This window comes from Pseudomonas sp. No.21 (genome assembly GCF_054558415.1).
Genome location: NZ_BAAJNO010000009.1, coordinates 208,182 through 225,351, shown reverse-complemented (window position 1 = coordinate 225,351; position 17,170 = coordinate 208,182). Strand labels below are relative to the sequence as shown.

The 17,170-nt window shown below is 61.7% G+C and carries 16 protein-coding genes; 8 read left to right on the top strand and 8 right to left on the bottom strand.

Annotation, left to right across the window (positions count from 1 at the left end; all coding sequences use genetic code 11):
• Positions 1-116: 116 nt before the first annotated feature.
• Complete coding sequence (locus ACYJSS_RS20245; protein ID WP_236233999.1) at positions 117-1,082, bottom strand: GlxA family transcriptional regulator; 966 nt, start codon at positions 1,080-1,082, stop codon at positions 117-119.
• Between the two features lie 90 nt (positions 1,083-1,172).
• On the opposite strand from ACYJSS_RS20245, the gene ACYJSS_RS20240 reads away from it, so the two are divergent.
• Together ACYJSS_RS20240 and ACYJSS_RS20235 are read left to right on the top strand one after the other, a co-directional pair.
• A complete protein-coding gene (locus ACYJSS_RS20240; protein ID WP_111260277.1) occupies positions 1,173-1,958 on the top strand; it encodes an MBL fold metallo-hydrolase in 786 nt (261 codons plus the stop codon).
• 187 nt (positions 1,959-2,145) lie between these two features.
• Complete coding sequence (locus tag ACYJSS_RS20235; protein WP_236205549.1) at positions 2,146-3,129, top strand: LysR family transcriptional regulator; 984 nt, start codon at positions 2,146-2,148, stop codon at positions 3,127-3,129.
• Here the strand turns inward: ACYJSS_RS20235 and ACYJSS_RS20230 are convergent.
• Positions 3,126-3,602 carry a Rid family hydrolase gene (locus tag ACYJSS_RS20230; protein ID WP_236205550.1) on the bottom strand — a complete coding sequence of 159 codons (477 nt, stop codon included), beginning with the start codon at positions 3,600-3,602 and terminating at the stop codon, positions 3,126-3,128. The genes ACYJSS_RS20235 and ACYJSS_RS20230 overlap by 4 nt on opposite strands.
• Before the next feature lie 273 nt (positions 3,603-3,875).
• Here ACYJSS_RS20230 and ACYJSS_RS20225 point away from each other — a divergent pair, with 273 nt between their 5' ends.
• The 3 genes from ACYJSS_RS20225 to ACYJSS_RS20215 all read left to right on the top strand — a co-directional run bounded on the left by ACYJSS_RS20225 (position 3,876) and on the right by ACYJSS_RS20215 (position 6,517).
• Positions 3,876-4,562, top strand: coding sequence for a hydrolase (locus ACYJSS_RS20225; RefSeq protein ID WP_236205551.1), 687 nt, complete (start codon positions 3,876-3,878; stop codon positions 4,560-4,562).
• A gap of 110 nt (positions 4,563-4,672) precedes the next feature.
• Positions 4,673-5,191, top strand: a complete 519-nt coding sequence (locus tag ACYJSS_RS20220; protein WP_236205552.1) for a helix-turn-helix domain-containing protein — start codon at positions 4,673-4,675, stop codon at positions 5,189-5,191.
• Between the two features lie 267 nt (positions 5,192-5,458).
• Positions 5,459-6,517, top strand: coding sequence for a hypothetical protein (locus ACYJSS_RS20215; RefSeq protein ID WP_236204700.1), 1,059 nt, complete (start codon positions 5,459-5,461; stop codon positions 6,515-6,517).
• Positions 6,518-6,838: 321 nt separating this feature from the next.
• Here ACYJSS_RS20215 and ACYJSS_RS20210 read toward each other — a convergent pair whose 3' ends face one another.
• The 3 genes from ACYJSS_RS20210 to ACYJSS_RS20200 are packed head-to-tail and all read right to left on the bottom strand — an operon-like array spanning position 6,839 to position 7,917.
• A complete protein-coding gene (locus ACYJSS_RS20210) occupies positions 6,839-7,342 on the bottom strand; it encodes a hypothetical protein (protein ID WP_236205559.1) in 504 nt (167 codons plus the stop codon).
• A gap of 40 nt (positions 7,343-7,382) precedes the next feature.
• Positions 7,383-7,652, bottom strand: coding sequence for a helix-turn-helix domain-containing protein (locus tag ACYJSS_RS20205; protein ID WP_236205560.1), 270 nt, complete (start codon positions 7,650-7,652; stop codon positions 7,383-7,385).
• A 19-nt stretch (positions 7,653-7,671) separates the two neighbouring features.
• Complete coding sequence (locus ACYJSS_RS20200) at positions 7,672-7,917, bottom strand: helix-turn-helix domain-containing protein (RefSeq protein ID WP_111260284.1); 246 nt, start codon at positions 7,915-7,917, stop codon at positions 7,672-7,674.
• A gap of 80 nt (positions 7,918-7,997) precedes the next feature.
• Here ACYJSS_RS20200 and ACYJSS_RS20195 point away from each other — a divergent pair, with 80 nt between their 5' ends.
• Positions 7,998-8,816, top strand: coding sequence for a LuxR C-terminal-related transcriptional regulator (locus ACYJSS_RS20195; RefSeq protein ID WP_236205561.1), 819 nt, complete (start codon positions 7,998-8,000; stop codon positions 8,814-8,816).
• Between the two features lie 52 nt (positions 8,817-8,868).
• Here the strand turns inward: ACYJSS_RS20195 and ACYJSS_RS20190 are convergent, their stop codons facing one another.
• Positions 8,869-10,122 (bottom strand): cation:proton antiporter, encoded by a 1,254-nt coding sequence (locus ACYJSS_RS20190; protein ID WP_111260286.1) that lies wholly within the window; start codon positions 10,120-10,122, stop codon positions 8,869-8,871.
• A gap of 432 nt (positions 10,123-10,554) precedes the next feature.
• Here ACYJSS_RS20190 and ACYJSS_RS20185 point away from each other — a divergent pair, with 432 nt between their 5' ends.
• Positions 10,555-11,694 (top strand): mechanosensitive ion channel family protein, encoded by a 1,140-nt coding sequence (locus tag ACYJSS_RS20185; protein ID WP_111260287.1) that lies wholly within the window; start codon positions 10,555-10,557, stop codon positions 11,692-11,694.
• A 25-nt stretch (positions 11,695-11,719) separates the two neighbouring features.
• On the opposite strand, the gene ACYJSS_RS20180 is transcribed toward ACYJSS_RS20185, so the two are convergent.
• Positions 11,720-12,127: a DUF1330 domain-containing protein gene (locus ACYJSS_RS20180; RefSeq protein ID WP_236205562.1), complete on the bottom strand. Its 408-nt coding sequence runs from the start codon at positions 12,125-12,127 to the stop codon at positions 11,720-11,722.
• Between the two features lie 198 nt (positions 12,128-12,325).
• On the opposite strand from ACYJSS_RS20180, the gene ACYJSS_RS20175 reads away from it, so the two are divergent.
• Complete coding sequence (locus tag ACYJSS_RS20175; protein ID WP_236205563.1) at positions 12,326-14,299, top strand: BCCT family transporter; 1,974 nt, start codon at positions 12,326-12,328, stop codon at positions 14,297-14,299.
• Positions 14,300-14,403: 104 nt separating this feature from the next.
• On the opposite strand, the gene ACYJSS_RS20170 is transcribed toward ACYJSS_RS20175, so the two are convergent.
• A complete protein-coding gene (locus tag ACYJSS_RS20170) occupies positions 14,404-16,974 on the bottom strand; it encodes a bifunctional diguanylate cyclase/phosphodiesterase (RefSeq protein WP_236205564.1) in 2,571 nt (856 codons plus the stop codon).
• Positions 16,975-17,170 lie beyond the last annotated feature (196 nt).

Below are 17,170 nucleotides of genomic sequence, written 5' to 3'. Positions count from 1 at the left end.
GTCATGGAGCGTGCCCCAGGTCTTGGGGCCGCAGCCATTGAGTCACCCATGCGGAGCACCAGCAACCCTCACGAGCACCCCGAGGACAGGGGGGCGCCTCCTGGGCGCCGGCTGCGCTAGACGCGGCCGAATCGTTGCCGGTATTGCGCCGGGGTCAAGCCAGTCAGCTCCTTGAACATTCGTCGAAGATTCGAATCGCTGCTGAAGCCGAGTTCGCCACTGAGGGTCTTGAGTGGGGCAGAGGTCAGTGTCAGGCGCTCGCTTACCTGGCTCAACTTGATGCGGCGGGCGTAGCTGGCCACTGCGCTGCCTGTTTCATCCCTGACCTTGCGTGCCAGGGTCCGCTCGCTCATTCCCAACTCATGCGCCAGGGCCTGGACGGTGATCCGTTCGGCAGGCATCTCCTGCACCAGGGCATGCAGCCTGCGCAGCAGCTGGCTGGGTTGTTCGATGAGGCTCAAGGCCTTGAAGGCATCGTGAGATCGGGTTGGACGCGGCAGCACCATCAGCCGATTGAGGTCCTCGAAGGCCGTTGCATTGACATGTCGCTCGATCAGCGCCTGGGCCAGGGGCAAGTAGCCGTTGACGCCACTGGCGGTACCCGTGCGTTCGGTGAAGACGCAGTTCTGCTCGTACTGCCACCGCACCCTGGGGTAGCGCTGCAGCAACGCATCCGCCAGCCACCAAGTCGCCGTGGCGGGTTGCCCGTCCAGGCGTCCACTGGCGGCCGCCAGGCAGACTCCGGTGCAGTAGCTCCATACACGGCACCGCTTGCCAAGTCTCGCCAGGCCAGCCAGCAGCGAGGCGTTGCCCTCCAGGCTGGACTCGACCTGCTGTGGCGACTCCGCCCAGAAACCCGGAATCAGGACCGCGTCCAGTGCCAGTTCTGCCACGCCGTAGCTGGCCGTCAACTGCAGGCCGTGGGCGCAATCGATCGGTCCGCTTTGCTCGGCAACCAAGTGCGTTTCGAACAGCGCGTGTCCGGTCCTCCGGTTGGCGGCGTGCAGCATGTCGGCGAAGGCCAGAAGCCCTGCGGGCATACAGCCGGGGAAGAGCAGGAGGCCGATTCGCAACGTGGTCATGGCGGATAATGAATCCTTTATGTCAGGTTCCGCCATTATGGGCGATGCACGAGCCCGGCACCATGAGCCCACACCTGAGGAGGGCTCGTGATGAACATCAGACAGATCCGCAACGCTACGATCATTCTCGAACTGGGCGACCACCGTGTCCTGGTCGATCCCATGCTGGCACCTAAGGGCGCGCTGCCTTCCCTGCGCGTGTTCGCGGGGCGGCAGAGGAACCCGATTGTCGATTTGCCAGAGGGGACTTCGGAGGTTCTGGAATCGGTGACTCATTGCCTGATCACCCATTGCCAGAAGGGCCATTTCGATCACCTGGACAGGGCCGGCTCGCGTTGGTTGAGAGAGCGACAGATCCCGGTCATATGCACACCGCATGATGCGGCCTACCTGGCGAGGCTGGGCTTGAACGTGCAGCCCCTGCCGGATGGCCATGAGGAGCCGAAGCCCTTCCTGGGTGGCGTGATCCGCACGGTGCGCTGCACCCATGGCGAGGGCCTGGTTGGACGGTTGATGGAGCACGGCGTCGGCTATCTGATTGAGCTGCCCGGCGAGCCCAGCCTGTACCTGGCAGGCGATACGATTCTGACCCCCGGCGTGCGTGACTTCGTGCAGCGGCATCAGCCGCAGGTGAGCGTGGTGCCTGCCGGCGGGGCGCGCTTCGACGTGGGGGGCGACATCATCATGGGGCTGGACGATGTACTCGACTTCACGCGGCTAGGCAGGGGGACTGTCATCGCGAACCATCTGGAAGCGATCAACCATTGCCCCGTTACGCGCCGGGAGCTGACGCGTGCGGCGATCGATGCCGGTGTCGCCCATCGGCTGTTGATACCTGTGGATGGCCAGGTCCTGCATCCCGGAGCACCTGGTTAAGTGTCCGGCTCTGGAAGCGGTTCTTGCAGGCCTGCAATTCAGCGCGAAGGTGTGAACCGAACAGGGCGACCTCGATACAACGGTTAAGGGGCGGAGGAGGGTGCTTAGACCGCCAACGGCACCGCCGCAGCCTCGCCATGGTTCTCCCAAAGGCCTTTTCGTATGATGCGCGCACACGAGATCTGGAATGTTTGGCGTGAAATCACCTAGAGGCGTTTCATCGGGGCAGGGTACGCAAGGCAGTGCCAAGTGGGACCTGAGCGAAGCTGTAAACCAGCTTTCATGGGACGATCTTCGGATCATCAAAACCCTCAGCGACTGCGGTAACCGCGCCCTCACTGCCAAGAAGCTCGGGATCAACGTATCCACCGTCTCACGCCGAGTGGCCCAGCTCGAGAAAGCACTGGGGATCGCTCTGTTCGATCACCGCCGCTCGGGTTACATGCTCACCACCGAAGGTGCCGAGTTGCGAGCCCTGGCCGAACGCGTCGAGCTCGATATCGTCAGCGTCGCCCGGCGCATATCACGTGCGGAGCACGGACTGCTGGGCAAGCTGCGGATCACCACCAGCGACTCGTTGCTCCTGTACTTCCTCACCCCGATCATCGCGGACTTCAGGGCGGTCAACGAAGGGATAACGATCGAGGTCCTGGTGGGTAACCAAACGCTGAGCCTTGCCCGGGACGAGTCGGATATCGCGGTTAGAGCGACCAAGAAACCCTCGGAAAGCCTGGTGGGGCGCAAACTCGCGACGATCGCCTGGGCCCCGTACGGCAACCTGAGAAGCGCGCCTGCTCCTGCGCTTTTCACTGAAGGCCAGTCGTGGGTGTCGTATTCCGGTGGCCTTAGCGGCCTGAAAGCCACCAGCTACGTCGATAACCGAGTGGATGCGCACTGCATCTCCTACCGCACCGACTCTGTCGCTGCAGCGAGCGCTGCCATCGCGGCGGGGCTCGGCTTGGGGTTCTTGCCCTGCATGCTGGGCGATATCACCCCGGGGTTGAGGCGCGTCGGCCCCGTGGTGTCCGAACTCAATGATGAACTCTGGCTGCTCACTCACCAGGACATCCGGAAGTCCTGGCGAGTCAAGGCGTTCATGACGTTCTGCGCCGCGGCAGTGGCGAACCAGAAGCCCCTCATCGAGGGGCAACTCGTCCACCCGGCCGATTAGTTCCGGGCCGCTTGCTCGGCTCGCGCACCGATGACGGCCTTGCAGGCGATTTCGATGAGTTGCGGACGCTGCGCCAACCGGGACACGCCAATGATATTGCTCGCGCACTGCGGGCGTTCGGTGCCATAGGCAGCCTTGCGAACACTGCCCACCACGGCGAATGCCGCATCCATGTCCAGCACGTACAGCGTCTCTTCGACCACGTCCTCAAGCGTGGCCCCATAGAGGGCGAGCAACTTGGCGATGTTGTCGTAGGCGGTGCGCATCTGCTCTCCCATCGCGGAGAAATCACGTGGCTTGCCCTTGCTGTCCAGCGGAGCGGGGGCAACCAGGTTGCCGTCTTCATCGTGGTTGAACTGGCCGGATACATAGATCTCGTTCCCCACCTGTCGCGCTTGTGGGTAGCCATATCCCTCTTCCCAGGGAACACCCCAGTACGCGGTTTTCTGGCCATCGGGACGTGAAGCTGCCATTGCATTCTCCTTGCTCGGATCGGACGCCTGGATCGCGTCGGTTCGGTGGGTGGAGGGCAGATGCTAGCAGCGCCGATGCGCGCTCGACGGCGCATTTTTGCGCCATCGTAAGCGCAAAAATGCACAAACGAAGTGCCGGTCGATCGGATAACTTGGATTCGTGTTCAGGCCGCAGCCGCTCCGAAAGACACCTGGATTGCCAGGTGATCACGACGCGAATGCAGCCGCCGGAAACCCCACCAAGACCCTCCACACCATCGACAGGTAACGACGATGAACAACCCGAAAACCGAAGTCCTGACGCCCCAGAACAGCCAACTGATCTTCATCGACCACCAGCCCCAGATGGCCTTCGGTGTCCAGAGCATCGACCGGCAAACCCTGAAGAACAACACGGTGGCCCTGGCCAAGGCCGCGAAGATCTTCGACGTCCCCACCACCATCACCACGGTGGAGACCGAGAGCTTCTCCGGCCATACCTACCCCGAGCTGCTCGCGGTGTTTCCCGATGCGCCGCTGCTCGAGCGCACCTCGATGAATTCCTGGGACGACCAGAAGGTCCGTGATGCCTTGAAGAAGAACGGGCGCAAGAAAATCATCGTCGCCGGCCTGTGGACCGAGGTGTGCAACACCACCTTCGCACTCTCCGCCATGCACGATGCCGACTACGAGATCTACATGGTCGCCGACGCTTCCGGCGGCACGACCAAGGAAGCGCACGACTACGCCATGCAGCGCATGATCCAGGCTGGCGTGGTGCCGATGACCTGGCAGCAGGTGCTGCTGGAATGGCAGCGCGACTGGAAGAATCGCGACAGCTACGACGCCGTCATGAACCTGGTCAAGGAACACTCCGGCGCCTACGGCATGGGCGTCGACTACGCGTACACCATGGTTCACAAGGCGCCTGAGCGCGTGGCGCACGGTCCGACCCTGGCCCCGGTCGCCGCTCCCCTCTAAGCCTGGGCGCCCCCGGTTCTCGGGGGCGGCCCTTCCAGCCGAATGATCAAGACGCAAGCCGATACCCTCTCGGTGGTGGGCACGGCTGCGCGCGTTACCAGGAGAAAGTGATGAACATGGCCGTGCTCGATCAGGAAACCTACCAACTCGCAATGGCGTTCCAGGCAGCGCTGCAAGACAGTGCGCGGCCTGAACCCCAGTTCCTGCACCAGTTGGGCATGCGTCTTTGCCAGCACCTGGTCGTCCGCTACGAGGATCACGTGGCGGTCATTCGGGACAGGGTTGCGCTGGCGCCCTGGCAGGAGCGCAAGGCCAAACGGATCCTGGCGTCCACGTGCCAGGGCAAGCTGTCCATCGCCGAGGTCGCCTCGCAATGCTCCATGTCCAGGAGCCATTTCTCCCGCGCCTTCAAGAAAACCACCGGCATGTCGCCACAGGAATGGACGCTCAAGTCACGTATCGAGCGGGCCCAGCTCCTGATCGCCGAAGGTTCGATGTCCATGTGCGAAGTCGCCTTCGAGTGCGGGTTCTCCGACCAGTCCCATTTCACCCGGACATTTCGCAAGCTGACCGGCATCTCCCCCAAGCGCTGGCAGCGTGGCCAGCAGTCATCGCTTCAGGTTGCATGACGTTCGATTTCGAGCGAGCAATAGATCGCTCCTGGCCGGTATCAAAGGGCAGCATGCGGCCAATAGTAGCCGTTGGCAAAGGGACGGCTCAGGAGCGAATGAGCACGCGACGAGGCGGCTGCGGGGAATACCCGAGCGTCCGGAAGACTGAGTTAGGACATTGCTGATCGCGCAGCTTTGCATGGTGGCTTTTTGCCTTCTATGCTCACCACGAAGGGACTCGGCCGTTCCCTGGAACAGTCCAAATCAACTTAAGGAAGAGCCCGCATGAACACGCCTACGCGTATTTCCCTCGTTGTTCTACTCGCTGTAACAGCTGCCGGCTGTGCAACTCACAAGAACGCAAGAGCGCTTGAGGCAGAGGAGCGCCTATTGATCTACTCGGAGAGGCCACTCAACAACGCTGATAATGCTAGAAAGATAAAGGTTATGTGTGCGGAGCCAAGTCCGGATGCCTTAAAGACCTTGGCAGCATCTATGAATGTGGAGAAGCAAGAGGTAGCTACTATCGCTGCAGCGTATTCAGAGGCCGGCGCAAATATAGGACTTCGCACTCACACAATTCAGTTATTGCGAGACCAATTGTTTGCGATATGCCAGGGGTTCGCGAACGAGGGGATATCCGCGCCAGCATATCAGATGATGCTTACTCGGAATCAGCGGAACACCGTGGCGCTGATGGCAATTGAGCAGCTAACCGGGGTGCTGAAGACACCATCCGTTAAGCTTTCAGGAAGTGCATCCATCGGGCCAAATAAGGAGCTTATTGATCTCAATAAAAAACTTAAGGATGCAGCCGAAGCAAACCTAAAAGCTGTCCCAGCTGCTGACAAGGATAAACCAGAAACGATTGCTCTTAAGAAAGAGATTGAAAGCTATGACGCTGCAATAGCTAAGGCAGAAAAGGCTATTGTCGCTGCTGCAACAGCGACGGATGCGCAAACTATCCAGGGCGGAGGGGCTGATCAAAATACCGTGTCAGCAGTGACGGCCACTGTGAAGAGTATTACGGATCAGATACTGGGTCAGAATGATAATTTCTACGTGTGTTTGGATGCATATCAGACAGCAAAACAGTACGGTGTGGCCGTGCCGACGGAAATCGATACTCGATGCAAGAAAATTTTTGCTGATGAGTCTGCCTCCGCGAAATTTTATGCTCTGAAAAGTGATCGTCTTTTAGACCATACTTTAGTCAATGACTTGATTAAAGAGGCTGTTGGCGAAGAGCAAGCGAAGCCGCTGACAGCACCTGAATCCGAAGCTAAGCCATCTCCGATAACGCCAACTCCACCAAACAAACAAAAGCCAGCTTCTGGTTCATAGAGGCTAGTTCATATCACCAGTAGAACTAAAGCCCCCACTTAGAAGGGCTTGTCGTTATGCAGCCATCGGTATCGTGAAGTGCCTACCAGCTGATGGCCAGGGCCATCGCCACTGAATGCCAGTCTGCTCAAGACTCGACTCGCTCATGGCTAGTCTGGAGGTGCTGCCAAACCAGTCGGCCCCCTGGCCGGTTGTTAGTGTCGAGAAGATTGAACTGCACAGTGAACCAGCGTATTCAGCCGTCTCTCCGCACAAGCTCTACGTCATTAAGGCTGCTTCTGGCCGAAAGCAGCCACACCCACGGGCAGATCCACACTCCCACTACTTCGCATCCGAACCAGGCAATCTTTCGAGAACCCCTTTGCCCAGGATGAGGCTGGCGTCACCCTCTGGCACGGCCGCTTCCAACTCGTTCTCTGCCTGCCATTCGAGGCGGTCGCCTTGCAGGGTGGCCCTGCCTCTTGTGACCGCTCCATTCCGGCCGCTGGTGACATGAAGAATGGCTTCTGATCCCGCAGCCACTCCTTTGACTTCCCCACCTTCGTTGACCCGACCGCAGTCGGCCGTGGCGAAGTAGTGGGTGCCGGTTATGCCGTTGCCCTGTTGGACCAGGTCGAAGCCTGTGCCGCCGCATTCGGCCTTCGCCTCTCGCTGTTGCGGTGTGCGCAGGTCCAGGTACCAGTGCCCGGAGAAGGAGGGTTCTGGGCCGCACAGGGCGGGGAGGGCAGTGAGCAACAGCAATGCTGCGGTTGGGGTCGTCAGGCGATGGGCGCGTCGATGCGTGAGCGAACGGCGTGGTGGGGTGGATTCGGGGCTGTGGTGCATAACGATCCTTATCGCTGCAAGGCTCACCAAGGGCGGGCTTTCATCCTTCCTCAAGCTCCCTGCGCACTCGCTCAAGCAGTTCTTCAGTGCTCAGCTCGGGATATGCCAGCAGATAGCTCTTGGCCAGGATCGTTAGCGGATGCACGCCCATGTTCTCGGCAAACTCAACCAGCTTGATCACCGAGGGGCTCTTGATACCGCGCTCCAGATCGCTGATGTAGGCCTGGCTAGCGCCTATCGTTTCCTGTGAGAGCTTCTTGCTGATCCTCAGGTCCTTGATGGCTTGCCCGAGTGCGAGCTTGAGTTCCATGCCTGCTGTGTGGCCTTGCTCAGAGACCCGCCTCGATAAGCAGGTCGGAAGGATTGCACGCCATTGCACCGGCGATTCGGACGATGTTGAGGAATGTAACGTTACGTTCGCCGCGTTCGATCTTGCCCATGTGCGAGCGGTCGATTCCGGCGGCATCGGCGAGCGCTTCTTGTGAGAGATTGAGGGTCTTCCTGCGAGTGCGCACGGCTTCGCCCAGTCGTAGGAGACTGCCTTCTTTATCGTGATCTGCGGAGATTCTTGCCATGGCGAGAATCTGCTGGCTAGGATGTCTATAGGGCCACGGTATTTATGACCCATTACGTCTTGAAGAAAGGACTGCCGGGAATGCACAGCGACCTGAAAACATGGACCCAAGACATCACCACCGTCCTCACCCAGCCCCCAGGCGAACCCCAGCTGCAGGCTTTGACCGACTGGCTGCAGCGCACCGCTCCGGTCGATCACGTCTCGCTGTTCCTCTTCGAAGGCAGCGATGCGCCCTTGCCGCTGTTCCACACCTTGCCTGCCGAGCTGCAGGCCACCTTCATCGACGACTACCGTGGCGGTTCGTACCTGTTCGATCCGTTCTTCCTCGCCTGCACCTTCGAGCGGCCGGATGGCCTCTACAGCATGCGCACGCTGGCGCCGGGGAGCTTTCGGGACAACCACTACTTCCAGCTCTACTACCACCGCCTTGAGCTGAGCGAGGAGCTGGGCTTCTTCACCACGCCGACGCCGGGTTGCCGCGCGGTGTTGTCGTTGATGCGCGGGCAGGGCGGGGCGGCGTTCGGCGAGGAGGAGCTGGAGCTGCTGGGCATCGCGACGCCGGTGGTACAGGAGGTGGTGCGCCTGGCCTGTGAGGCGCGGGGCCAGCCGCCGGTGGATGCGTTGCAGCCCAGCGACCATGTGCGCGAGGTGTTCAGCCTGTTTGCGCAGGAGCTGCTGACGCCGCGCGAGTGCAAGGTGGTGCAGCTGCTGTTGCAGGGCTATTCCAGCAGCGAGATCGCCCAGCAGCTGCGCATCACCCGGGGCACGGTGAAGGTCCACCGGCGCAACCTTTACGACAAGCTGGAGATCGGCACCCAGGCGGAGCTGTTCGGGTTGTTCGTGCGTGAGCTGATGGGCGCGCGGATGTTCAGCCGGCCGAGGCGTGCACGCCGTTGATTGCCGGGGTGTAAACCAGGCCGCCGGCGTGCATCAGGGACGTCTCGCCAGGCTATGTCGATGCGCTGGGGGCGCTGCACGGGATCACCCGCTTGATCAGCTTGCCGATGGTCAGTCCCTGGACGAGGATCGAGAAGATCACCACCAGGTAGGTAAGGCTGACAATCACATCCCGACTTTCCCCGGCCGGTAGCGATAGCGCCAGTGCTACGGATATGCCGCCCCTCAAGCCCCCCCATGTCAGCACGCTCCAGGAACCCTGCGGTAAGCGGAAGCGATTGCCCAGCACGGCGATTGGCAGCCCGACGGTCAGCAGCCGCGCAGCCAGGGTGAGAACGACGGCCGCCAGGCCGGTGATGAAGAGCGATTGGGAAAACTGGATCAGGATCACTTCCAGCCCGATCAGGACGAACAGCACCGCATTGAGGATTTCATCGATGAGCTCCCAGAACATGTCGACGTTCTTCTGGGTCTGCTCGGACATGGCGTAGGTGCGCCCATGGTTGCCGATGATCAAGCCCATCACCACCATCGCCAGTGGCCCGGATACATGCAGGTGGGTGGCCAGGGCGTAGCCTCCGAGCACCGCTGCCAGGGTGATGAGGACTTCTTCCTGGTAGCTGTCGATGCTCTTGAGCATGCGATAGATGACGTAGCCGACCACTGCCCCCAATAGCGCTCCACCGCCGGCCTCCAGCGCCAGCAGATGGGCTGCGCCAGTGACCGTGGGCGCCTGCCCGCTGAGCACCATGGCCAGGATCAGCGAGAACAGCACGACGCTCACGCCATCGTTGAACAGGGATTCCCCCGATATCACCAACTCCACGCTCTTGGGCGCTCCCGCTGATTTCAGGATGCCCATCACGGCGATCGGGTCGGTGGGCGAGATCAAGGCTCCGAAGACGAGGCAGTAGGACAGTGGCAGTTGCAGGTCGATCAGTGACAGCAGGCCCCAGAGCGTGAAACCGATGAACAGCGTGGACAGCGTCGTGCCGACGACGGCCAGCGAAGCGACTTGCCATCTGTACGAGCGCAGCTCGGACAGGTCGACATGCAGGGCGCCGGCAAATAGCAGCAGCGAGAGCATGCCCTGCATGAGCAGCTCGGAGAAATCGATCGACTCCACGAATGACTGTTCCAGTGCATGAAACGCGTGAAAGCCGAGTGCATCGGCGGCCATGTTCAACAATGACAGGCCCAGCGCGATCCCCATGACTCCGATAGCGGGAGGGAGCCCCACATAGCGGCGATTGAGATAGGCGAGCAAAGCGGTGATGCAAAGAAATACAGCGGATATGTCAAGCATGGGGGGGCGTATATCTCCACGACGATTACGTGACTTGTCGACCGACACGTGTTATTGGCGCCGCCCGCTTCATTGTTGGTCACACTCAAGGCGCCGGGGAGCGTACAGCATCGGCCGAGATTTTCAATGTGGCGAGTTCGTGCATGTGAAGCGGTTCGTTCAATGAATCCGGTGAGCCGTCGAGTCAGCCCGATGACCGGTGGCTGGACGTTATCGAACGATTGGATATCCACCGATCAAGTGTCTTGTGGCCGCCAATGTTGATATTCGTGTCTGTCGGCAAAGTTGCCATAACCTATTGAATGGTAAGGATTTATCAAGTCCAAGTTGAACGATTCGGCTGGAAGGGTAGAGCCATTGGTTTTGCATTTTTATCCGACATGGCGTTACGGTGTGCCCGGTTTAAGCACCTACCCGAACTGGGAGAACCGGATGCAGCAAGAGTTATTGGACTTCATTGCCGAGTATCAGTTTCTCGGCATTTCGCTGACAAATTGGATAGTGGCTGCGTGTGCTTCGATTGTCAGTTTCGTGCTGTTGAGAAGTGTCATCGCCTATGCGCTCAAGAGTATTCGCAGATCTGACGAAACACCCCATGCGCCGTTCAGCAATATCGCCGTTCTAGTACTCTCCGGCACCAGTAATACCTTGCTGTTGCTCGCGTCATTATTGATCGGTGTCGGGTTTCTCGACTTGCCGGAGCGCTGGCTGAGCCGGGTCGGCAACCTCTGGTTCGCGGTGGCTGCGCTGCAGATTGGCTTATGGGCCAATCGCGCCATTGCCCTGGCAGTCCGACGCTATTTCAAACGCACGACCTCCAGTGATCTGTTTCAGGGCAGCGCACTGGCAACGCTCAGCCTGTGGGGCGCCAAGGTCCTGCTCTGGGTGGTCGTCATCCTGGCGATGCTGTCGAATATCGGCGTCAACATCACCGCTTTCGTCGCCAGCCTGGGTGTGGGTGGTATCGCGATTGCGCTGGCGGTCCAGAACATCCTGGCGGATGTGTTCGCCTCGCTGTCCATTGCAGTGGACAAGCCCTTCGAAGTCGGTGACTTCATCGTGGTCGGCTCGCTCTCGGGGACGGTCGAGCATGTGGGCCTCAAGACCACTCGCATCCGTAGCCTGGGCGGTGAGCAGATCGTGATGGCGAACGCCGAGATGATCGGCAGCACCATCCAGAACTACAAGCGGCTGCAGGAGCGGAGGATCGTCTTCTCCATCGGGCTCACCTACGACTGCTCCACCGCGCAGGCGAGGGAAGTGCCCAGGAGAATGGAAAAGGTCATCCGCGCCCAGGCCAATACCCGGTTCGATCGGGCGCACTTCAAAGGCTTCGGCGACAGTGCGCTGGAGTTCGAGGCGGTCTACATCGTGCAGGACCCCGGCTACAACACCTACATGGACGTTCAGCAGGCCATCAACCTGGGGTTGATGGAAGAGTTCGCCGAACTGGGCGTCAGCTTCGCTTTCCCATCCCAGACGCTCTATGTGGCTTCGTTGCCGGAGGACATGTCGCTCCACCTGCGCCCCCCGAGGAGCACTTCACACGCAGCGGAGGCGCCACCGGTTTGAGTGGCTCCACTGGCGCCTTCACCGTTCAGGGGAGGCGCTCGACGCTTGCGATGAGTCGTGAATCAACCAGGGCAGCAGTGCGATGCACGGTTGCGGCCCGGTATTCGGGGTCGGCGAGCATGCCCAAGAATGCCTCTTTCGAGGGGTACCGCACGAGAATGATCTCATCCCACTGCTCTTCTTCCGGAGCGATGAGCGCCGCGTGGACGGCCGCGAGAACCTGGACCGCGCCGCCGGCCGCGGCGACTTTTTTCAAAGCGATGCGAGAGTACCGGGCATAGGATTCACGGCCACTGCAGGCGGGATGGTCGTTCGCCGGGTAGTCGGCCTGCACCCTGAAACGCAGGAGGTTGAGCATCAGTACAGGTGTGCCCGAGGGCACCGCCTCATCGAAGTGCTCGAGCTGGGCTTTGCTTGGATTCAGGCTGGGCATGACATCTCTCCTGTGGGCGAGCGGGGACGATGGCGCTCCCGTCTGCTGCAGGTCAAGGCTCATGCAACGGGTGAATGTCGGCAGTGCGCCTTCTGAATTCTGGAAGCTAAAGCAAAACATCGACGAGAGCGGTCTACCTTGATGCCGCAACGATCCACCCGAGTCCAAAACCATGTTGCCCACAAGGATGCACGTGCAATGAGTGATCCCACGAAGCCCAAGATCACCCTCAACCCCCCGGTGTTCTACAGCAGCGCCGTCCTCGTTTCACTGCTGGTGATCTATGCCGCTCTGTTCCAGGAGCATGCGCAAGCCGTGTTCGACGACGTGCAGCGCTGGATCATCGTCAACGCCAGTTGGTTCTACATACTCGCGGTGGCGCTGGTGCTCATCAGCGTCGTGTTCATTGCCATCAGCCGCTACGGCGATATCAAGCTGGGGCCCGATCACAGTGAGCCGGAGTACAGAAGCAGCAGTTGGTTCGCCATGCTGTTTTCCGCCGGCATGGGCATCGGCCTGATGTTCTTCGGCGTGGCCGAGCCGGTCATGCACTTCATCACCCCGCCCGTAGGGGAGTCCGGAACGGTCGCCGCCGCGCGGGAGGCGATGAAGATCACCTTCTTCCACTGGGGGCTCCATGCGTGGGCGATCTACGCCATGGTCGCCTTGATCCTGGCTTATTTCAGCTTCCGCCACGGGCTGCCGTTGACCCTGCGTTCAGCGCTCTACCCGCTGATCGGCGAACGCATCCATGGCCCAATCGGTCATGCGGTGGATGTCTTCGCCATTCTGGGTACGGTGTTCGGCGTGGCGACATCCCTGGGGTATGGGGTGCTGCAGATCAATAGCGGCTTCCATCACCTTTTCGGCCTGCCGATCAACCCGACCATCCAGGTGATGCTGATCGCGGCCACCTGTTCCCTGGCCACCCTCTCGGTCGCCAGCGGCCTGAACAAGGGCATCCGCATTCTGTCCGAGCTCAACCTGAGCCTCGCCGTGATCCTGATGGTGTTCGTCCTGCTGCTCGGGCCGACGGTCTTCCTGCTGCAGGCCTATGTGCAGAACACCGGCTCCTACCTCTCCGACATCGTCAACAAGACCTTCAACCTCTACGCCTACGAGCCCACCGACTGGATCGGCGGCTGGACACTGCTCTATTGGGGATGGTGGCTGTCCTGGTCGCCGTTCGTGGGCCTGTTCATCGCACGCATTTCACGCGGCAGGACGATCCGTGAGTTCGTCTGTGGCGTGCTCTTCGTGCCCGCCGCTTTCACGCTGCTGTGGATGACCATCTTCGGCGATACGGCCATACACATGATCCTCAACGAGGGGTTCGGTGAGCTGGCCAGGGTGGTCGACAAGGACAGCTCGCTGGCGCTGTTCGCCTTCCTCGAGCACTTCCCGTTCTCGGGGGTGATCTCCATGGTGGCGGTGCTGATGGTGATCGTGTTCTTCGTGACCTCTGCCGACTCCGGGGCGCTGGTCGTGGACATGCTCGCCTCCTCGGGGCACTCGCATTCCCCGCTCTGGCAACGCATCTTCTGGTCGGTCAGCATCGGCGTGGTCGCCATCACCCTGTTGCTGGCCAATGGGCTCAAGGCCTTGCAGACGGCGACCATCGCCAGTGCCTTGCCCTTCGCGGTGATCCTCCTGCTGTCCATCTGGGGGCTGTTCAAGGCGCTGCATCTGGACGCCACCCGCCGAGGGCTGCGCAACCAGGCCCTGCCCGCCGCGCGTCATGCGCGTCACCCTCACGGCGGCTGGCAGCGACGCCTGCGCAACATCGCCCTGATGCCGCGTCGTGCCCATGTGTCCCGCTTCATCGCCGAGGTGGTCAAGCCCGCCTGTGAGGAGGTCGCGGCGGAGTTGCGCAAGCAAGGCTACGAGGTCGCCGTGAATGAACGCGATGACGGCCGTGTCTCACTCGAGCTGTCCCTTGCCGGCGAGGGTCGCTTTCTCTACGAGGTCCGGCCGCGTGCGTTCACCACGCCGAGTTTCGTCATGCGCGATACCGAAGATGGCACCGAGGCGCGCAAGTATTTCCGTGCCGAGGTGCACCTTCGCCAGGGCGGCCAGGACTATGACGTGATGGGCTGGAGCCGGGACGATGTGATCGGGGACATCCTCGACCAGTACGAAAGGCATCTGCACTACCTGCACGTGGTGAGTTGAGGACGCTGCGGCAAGAGAGCGAAGGCGAGGAAGCCTGCAGGCGGCTGGTGCAATGGCCGCCCGCGCGACAGCCTCGCATTCGCTCGGCGCGGTGAGTTGAGCGCTCACCCTCGCGACGGCTTCTCCCCCAGCAACGCATTGAAGCCATCGATATCCATGGGCTTGCCGAGGAAATAGCCCTGGCCTTCCTCGCATGACATCGCCTTGAGCATGTCGAGATGCTCGGCGGTCTCGATCCCCTCTGCGGTCACGGTCAGCGACAAGGCGTGCCCCAGCTCCACGATCGCCCGGATGATCGCCTTGTCCTCCTCGCTGACGTGGGTGCGGTTGAGGAAGCTCCGGTCGATCTTCAGGCCGTCGAAGGGGAAGCTGCGCAGGTAGCTCAAGGACGAATACCCCGTTCCGAAGTCGTCCATCGCCAGGCGCACCCCCAGTGCCTTGAGCCTGTGCATCATCTCCAGCGCTCCTCCGGCATCGTCGAGCATGACGCTTTCGGTGATTTCCAGTTCGAGCCGGGAGGGGCTGATGGCCGAGTCGGCGAGCGCCTTGCCGATCCGCTCGGCCAGGCCGTCGCCCTTGAATTCGAGGGGTGAAAGATTCAATGACAGGAACAGCTGGGCCGGCCATCGCGCGGCCTGGTGGCAGGCGGTGGCGATCACCCAGTCACTCAGCGCGATGATCAGCCCGGTCTGCTCCGCAATGGGGATGAAGGTGCTCGGCGGCACCAGCCCGAGCTGGGGGTGCTGCCAGCGGACCAGGGCCTCGGCCCCCGTCATCTGCCCGTCGGCGAGGCGGTAGCGCGGCTGGACGTGCAGCCTCAGCTCCCCCTGCGTGATGGCGTTGCGCAGGTCGGTTTCCAGGCGCCGGCGCTCGATGATCCTGGCGTTCATCTCGCCCGAGTAGAACCGCCAGGTGCCACGGCCCGCCGCCTTGGCTTCGTACAGGGCGATGTCTGCATAGCGCAGCAGCTCGCTGGCTTCCGCCGCATCATTGGGCGCCATGGCGATGCCGATGCTGGCACTTACGTAGGTGGGCTGCTGGTTGATGCTGATGGGCCGCTTGATGGAGTCGAGCACGCGCTGGCACAGGGCTTCGACGTTGGCCTGCGAACCGATATGCGAGAGCAGCAGGACGAACTCGTCGCCCCCGATCCTGGCGACCAGGTCCTTGTGCCGGACGCAATCGGCCAGGCGATCCGAAATCTCATTGAGCACCTGGTCCCCCGCCGCGTGGCCGAGCAGGTCGTTGACCGACTTGAAACGGTCCAGCCCGACGAAAAGCATCACCAGCGGCTGCTCGCGCGTCGGCCTGGCTTTCAGCTTGCCGTCGAGGAACTCCCTGAGCCGCGCACGGTTGGCGAGCCCCGTGAGGGCGTCATGGCGCGACAGGAACTCGATTCTCCGCCGCGCTTCGAGCTCTCCGGTCACATCGGTTGCGGTGCCTCGAAAGCCCCGGTCGTCGATGGCGCGCGCCGAAATACGGGTGACCCGCTCCTGGCCGCCGCAGCCGAGGAAGCGGCAGAGGATGCTGTTGTCGGCAGGGAGGCTGGTGCGGCTCAGCCACTGGGACAGGGTGCCGTTCTCGGGCGACAGCAGCGCGTCGATCGGTTGGCCGATCCAGGCATCCCGGTCCAGCCCGGTGACCGCCTCGAAGCGCTCGGAAAGGAAGGTGAAGCGCCCCTGGCTGTCGATTTCCCATATCCAGTCGGAGCTGGTTTCCACGATGTCGCGAAAACGCGCCTCGCTTATCGCCAGGGCGTCCTGGCTGCGCTGCAGGGAGGCATAGCTCGCATCTAGCGCCATGGCGCCGACCGTGGTTCGGCGCAACAACGCCCAGGCCATCAGGCAAACCAGCAACGCGATGACGCCCAGCAGCGGCAAGCCCAGCGCCAGCAGGCGCCGGCCGGGTCTTTCCGCGTTCCAATGGAGGCTGCCGGCGGCCCCGCGCTCGCCCAGGGCGAGAATCGTCTTGTCGTTCAGGTCGGCCGGGTTTGCAGTGCGCAGCCCCTCGACGCCGTACTCCTTGCCCAGTTGTTCCAGGGAGGCCGGGTCCAGGATGCGGACGAAGATCAATACCGAAGACGGCCCGGTATCCGGCCGTATGGACGGGTCCGCTCCCGGCGTGATGGCCGCTGCCGCGACCACGGCGGGCTGCCCGTCGATATCCACGAATGCCGTCACGGGGGTTTCCGACTCCGCTCCAAGGCGGGCCTGTTCGAGGAGTGGCCCCAGGGAGCGCTTGAACCAAAGCGAGGCGTCCGTGCGTTGCTGTCGGCCATTGATCACGGCGTACAGGGTGTGACCGGCGCCATCCACGACGAACACCCCTTGCAGCCCGAAGTCGTCGTACAGGGTCGGCCCCAGGTTCTGCCGGGCATAAGCCCATTCGGTGTTCACCTGCTGGTGCAGGTTGCGATAGGCATCCCCCCAGAACGCGTAGTCCCGGAGTGTCGAACGCAGCGACTTCTCCAGCGATTGAAGGGCCTTCTCGGTGTAGAACGCGCTCTCTATCTCCTCGGTCTTGTCCAGGTCATGCCCCAGGTAGATGAGCAGATAGGCAGCGAGCAGGAAGGCGCTGGTGAGCAGACCGAAGAACTTCAGAAGGGAAGCCCGCGTCAACGCCACGCTGGAGCGGTTGGGTAATGGCCTGTCCGTGCTCGGGGTTGCGTCTGTCATCAAGTCCTCACGGGTGGAGAGCCGCGCGGCACGGCGCGGCCCAAACCATTTCAGTTTATGTGAGCGCGGGGAAAATGCCGGGGAGTGTGCGCAAGGCCGCCCGGGGTGCCATGCGGCAGCGGCCTGGAACAACGGACCTGCGCAGGGCGGAAAGTTGCAGGGGTTTGCGCGGCGAGGCCGTACCGGTGCGACCCCG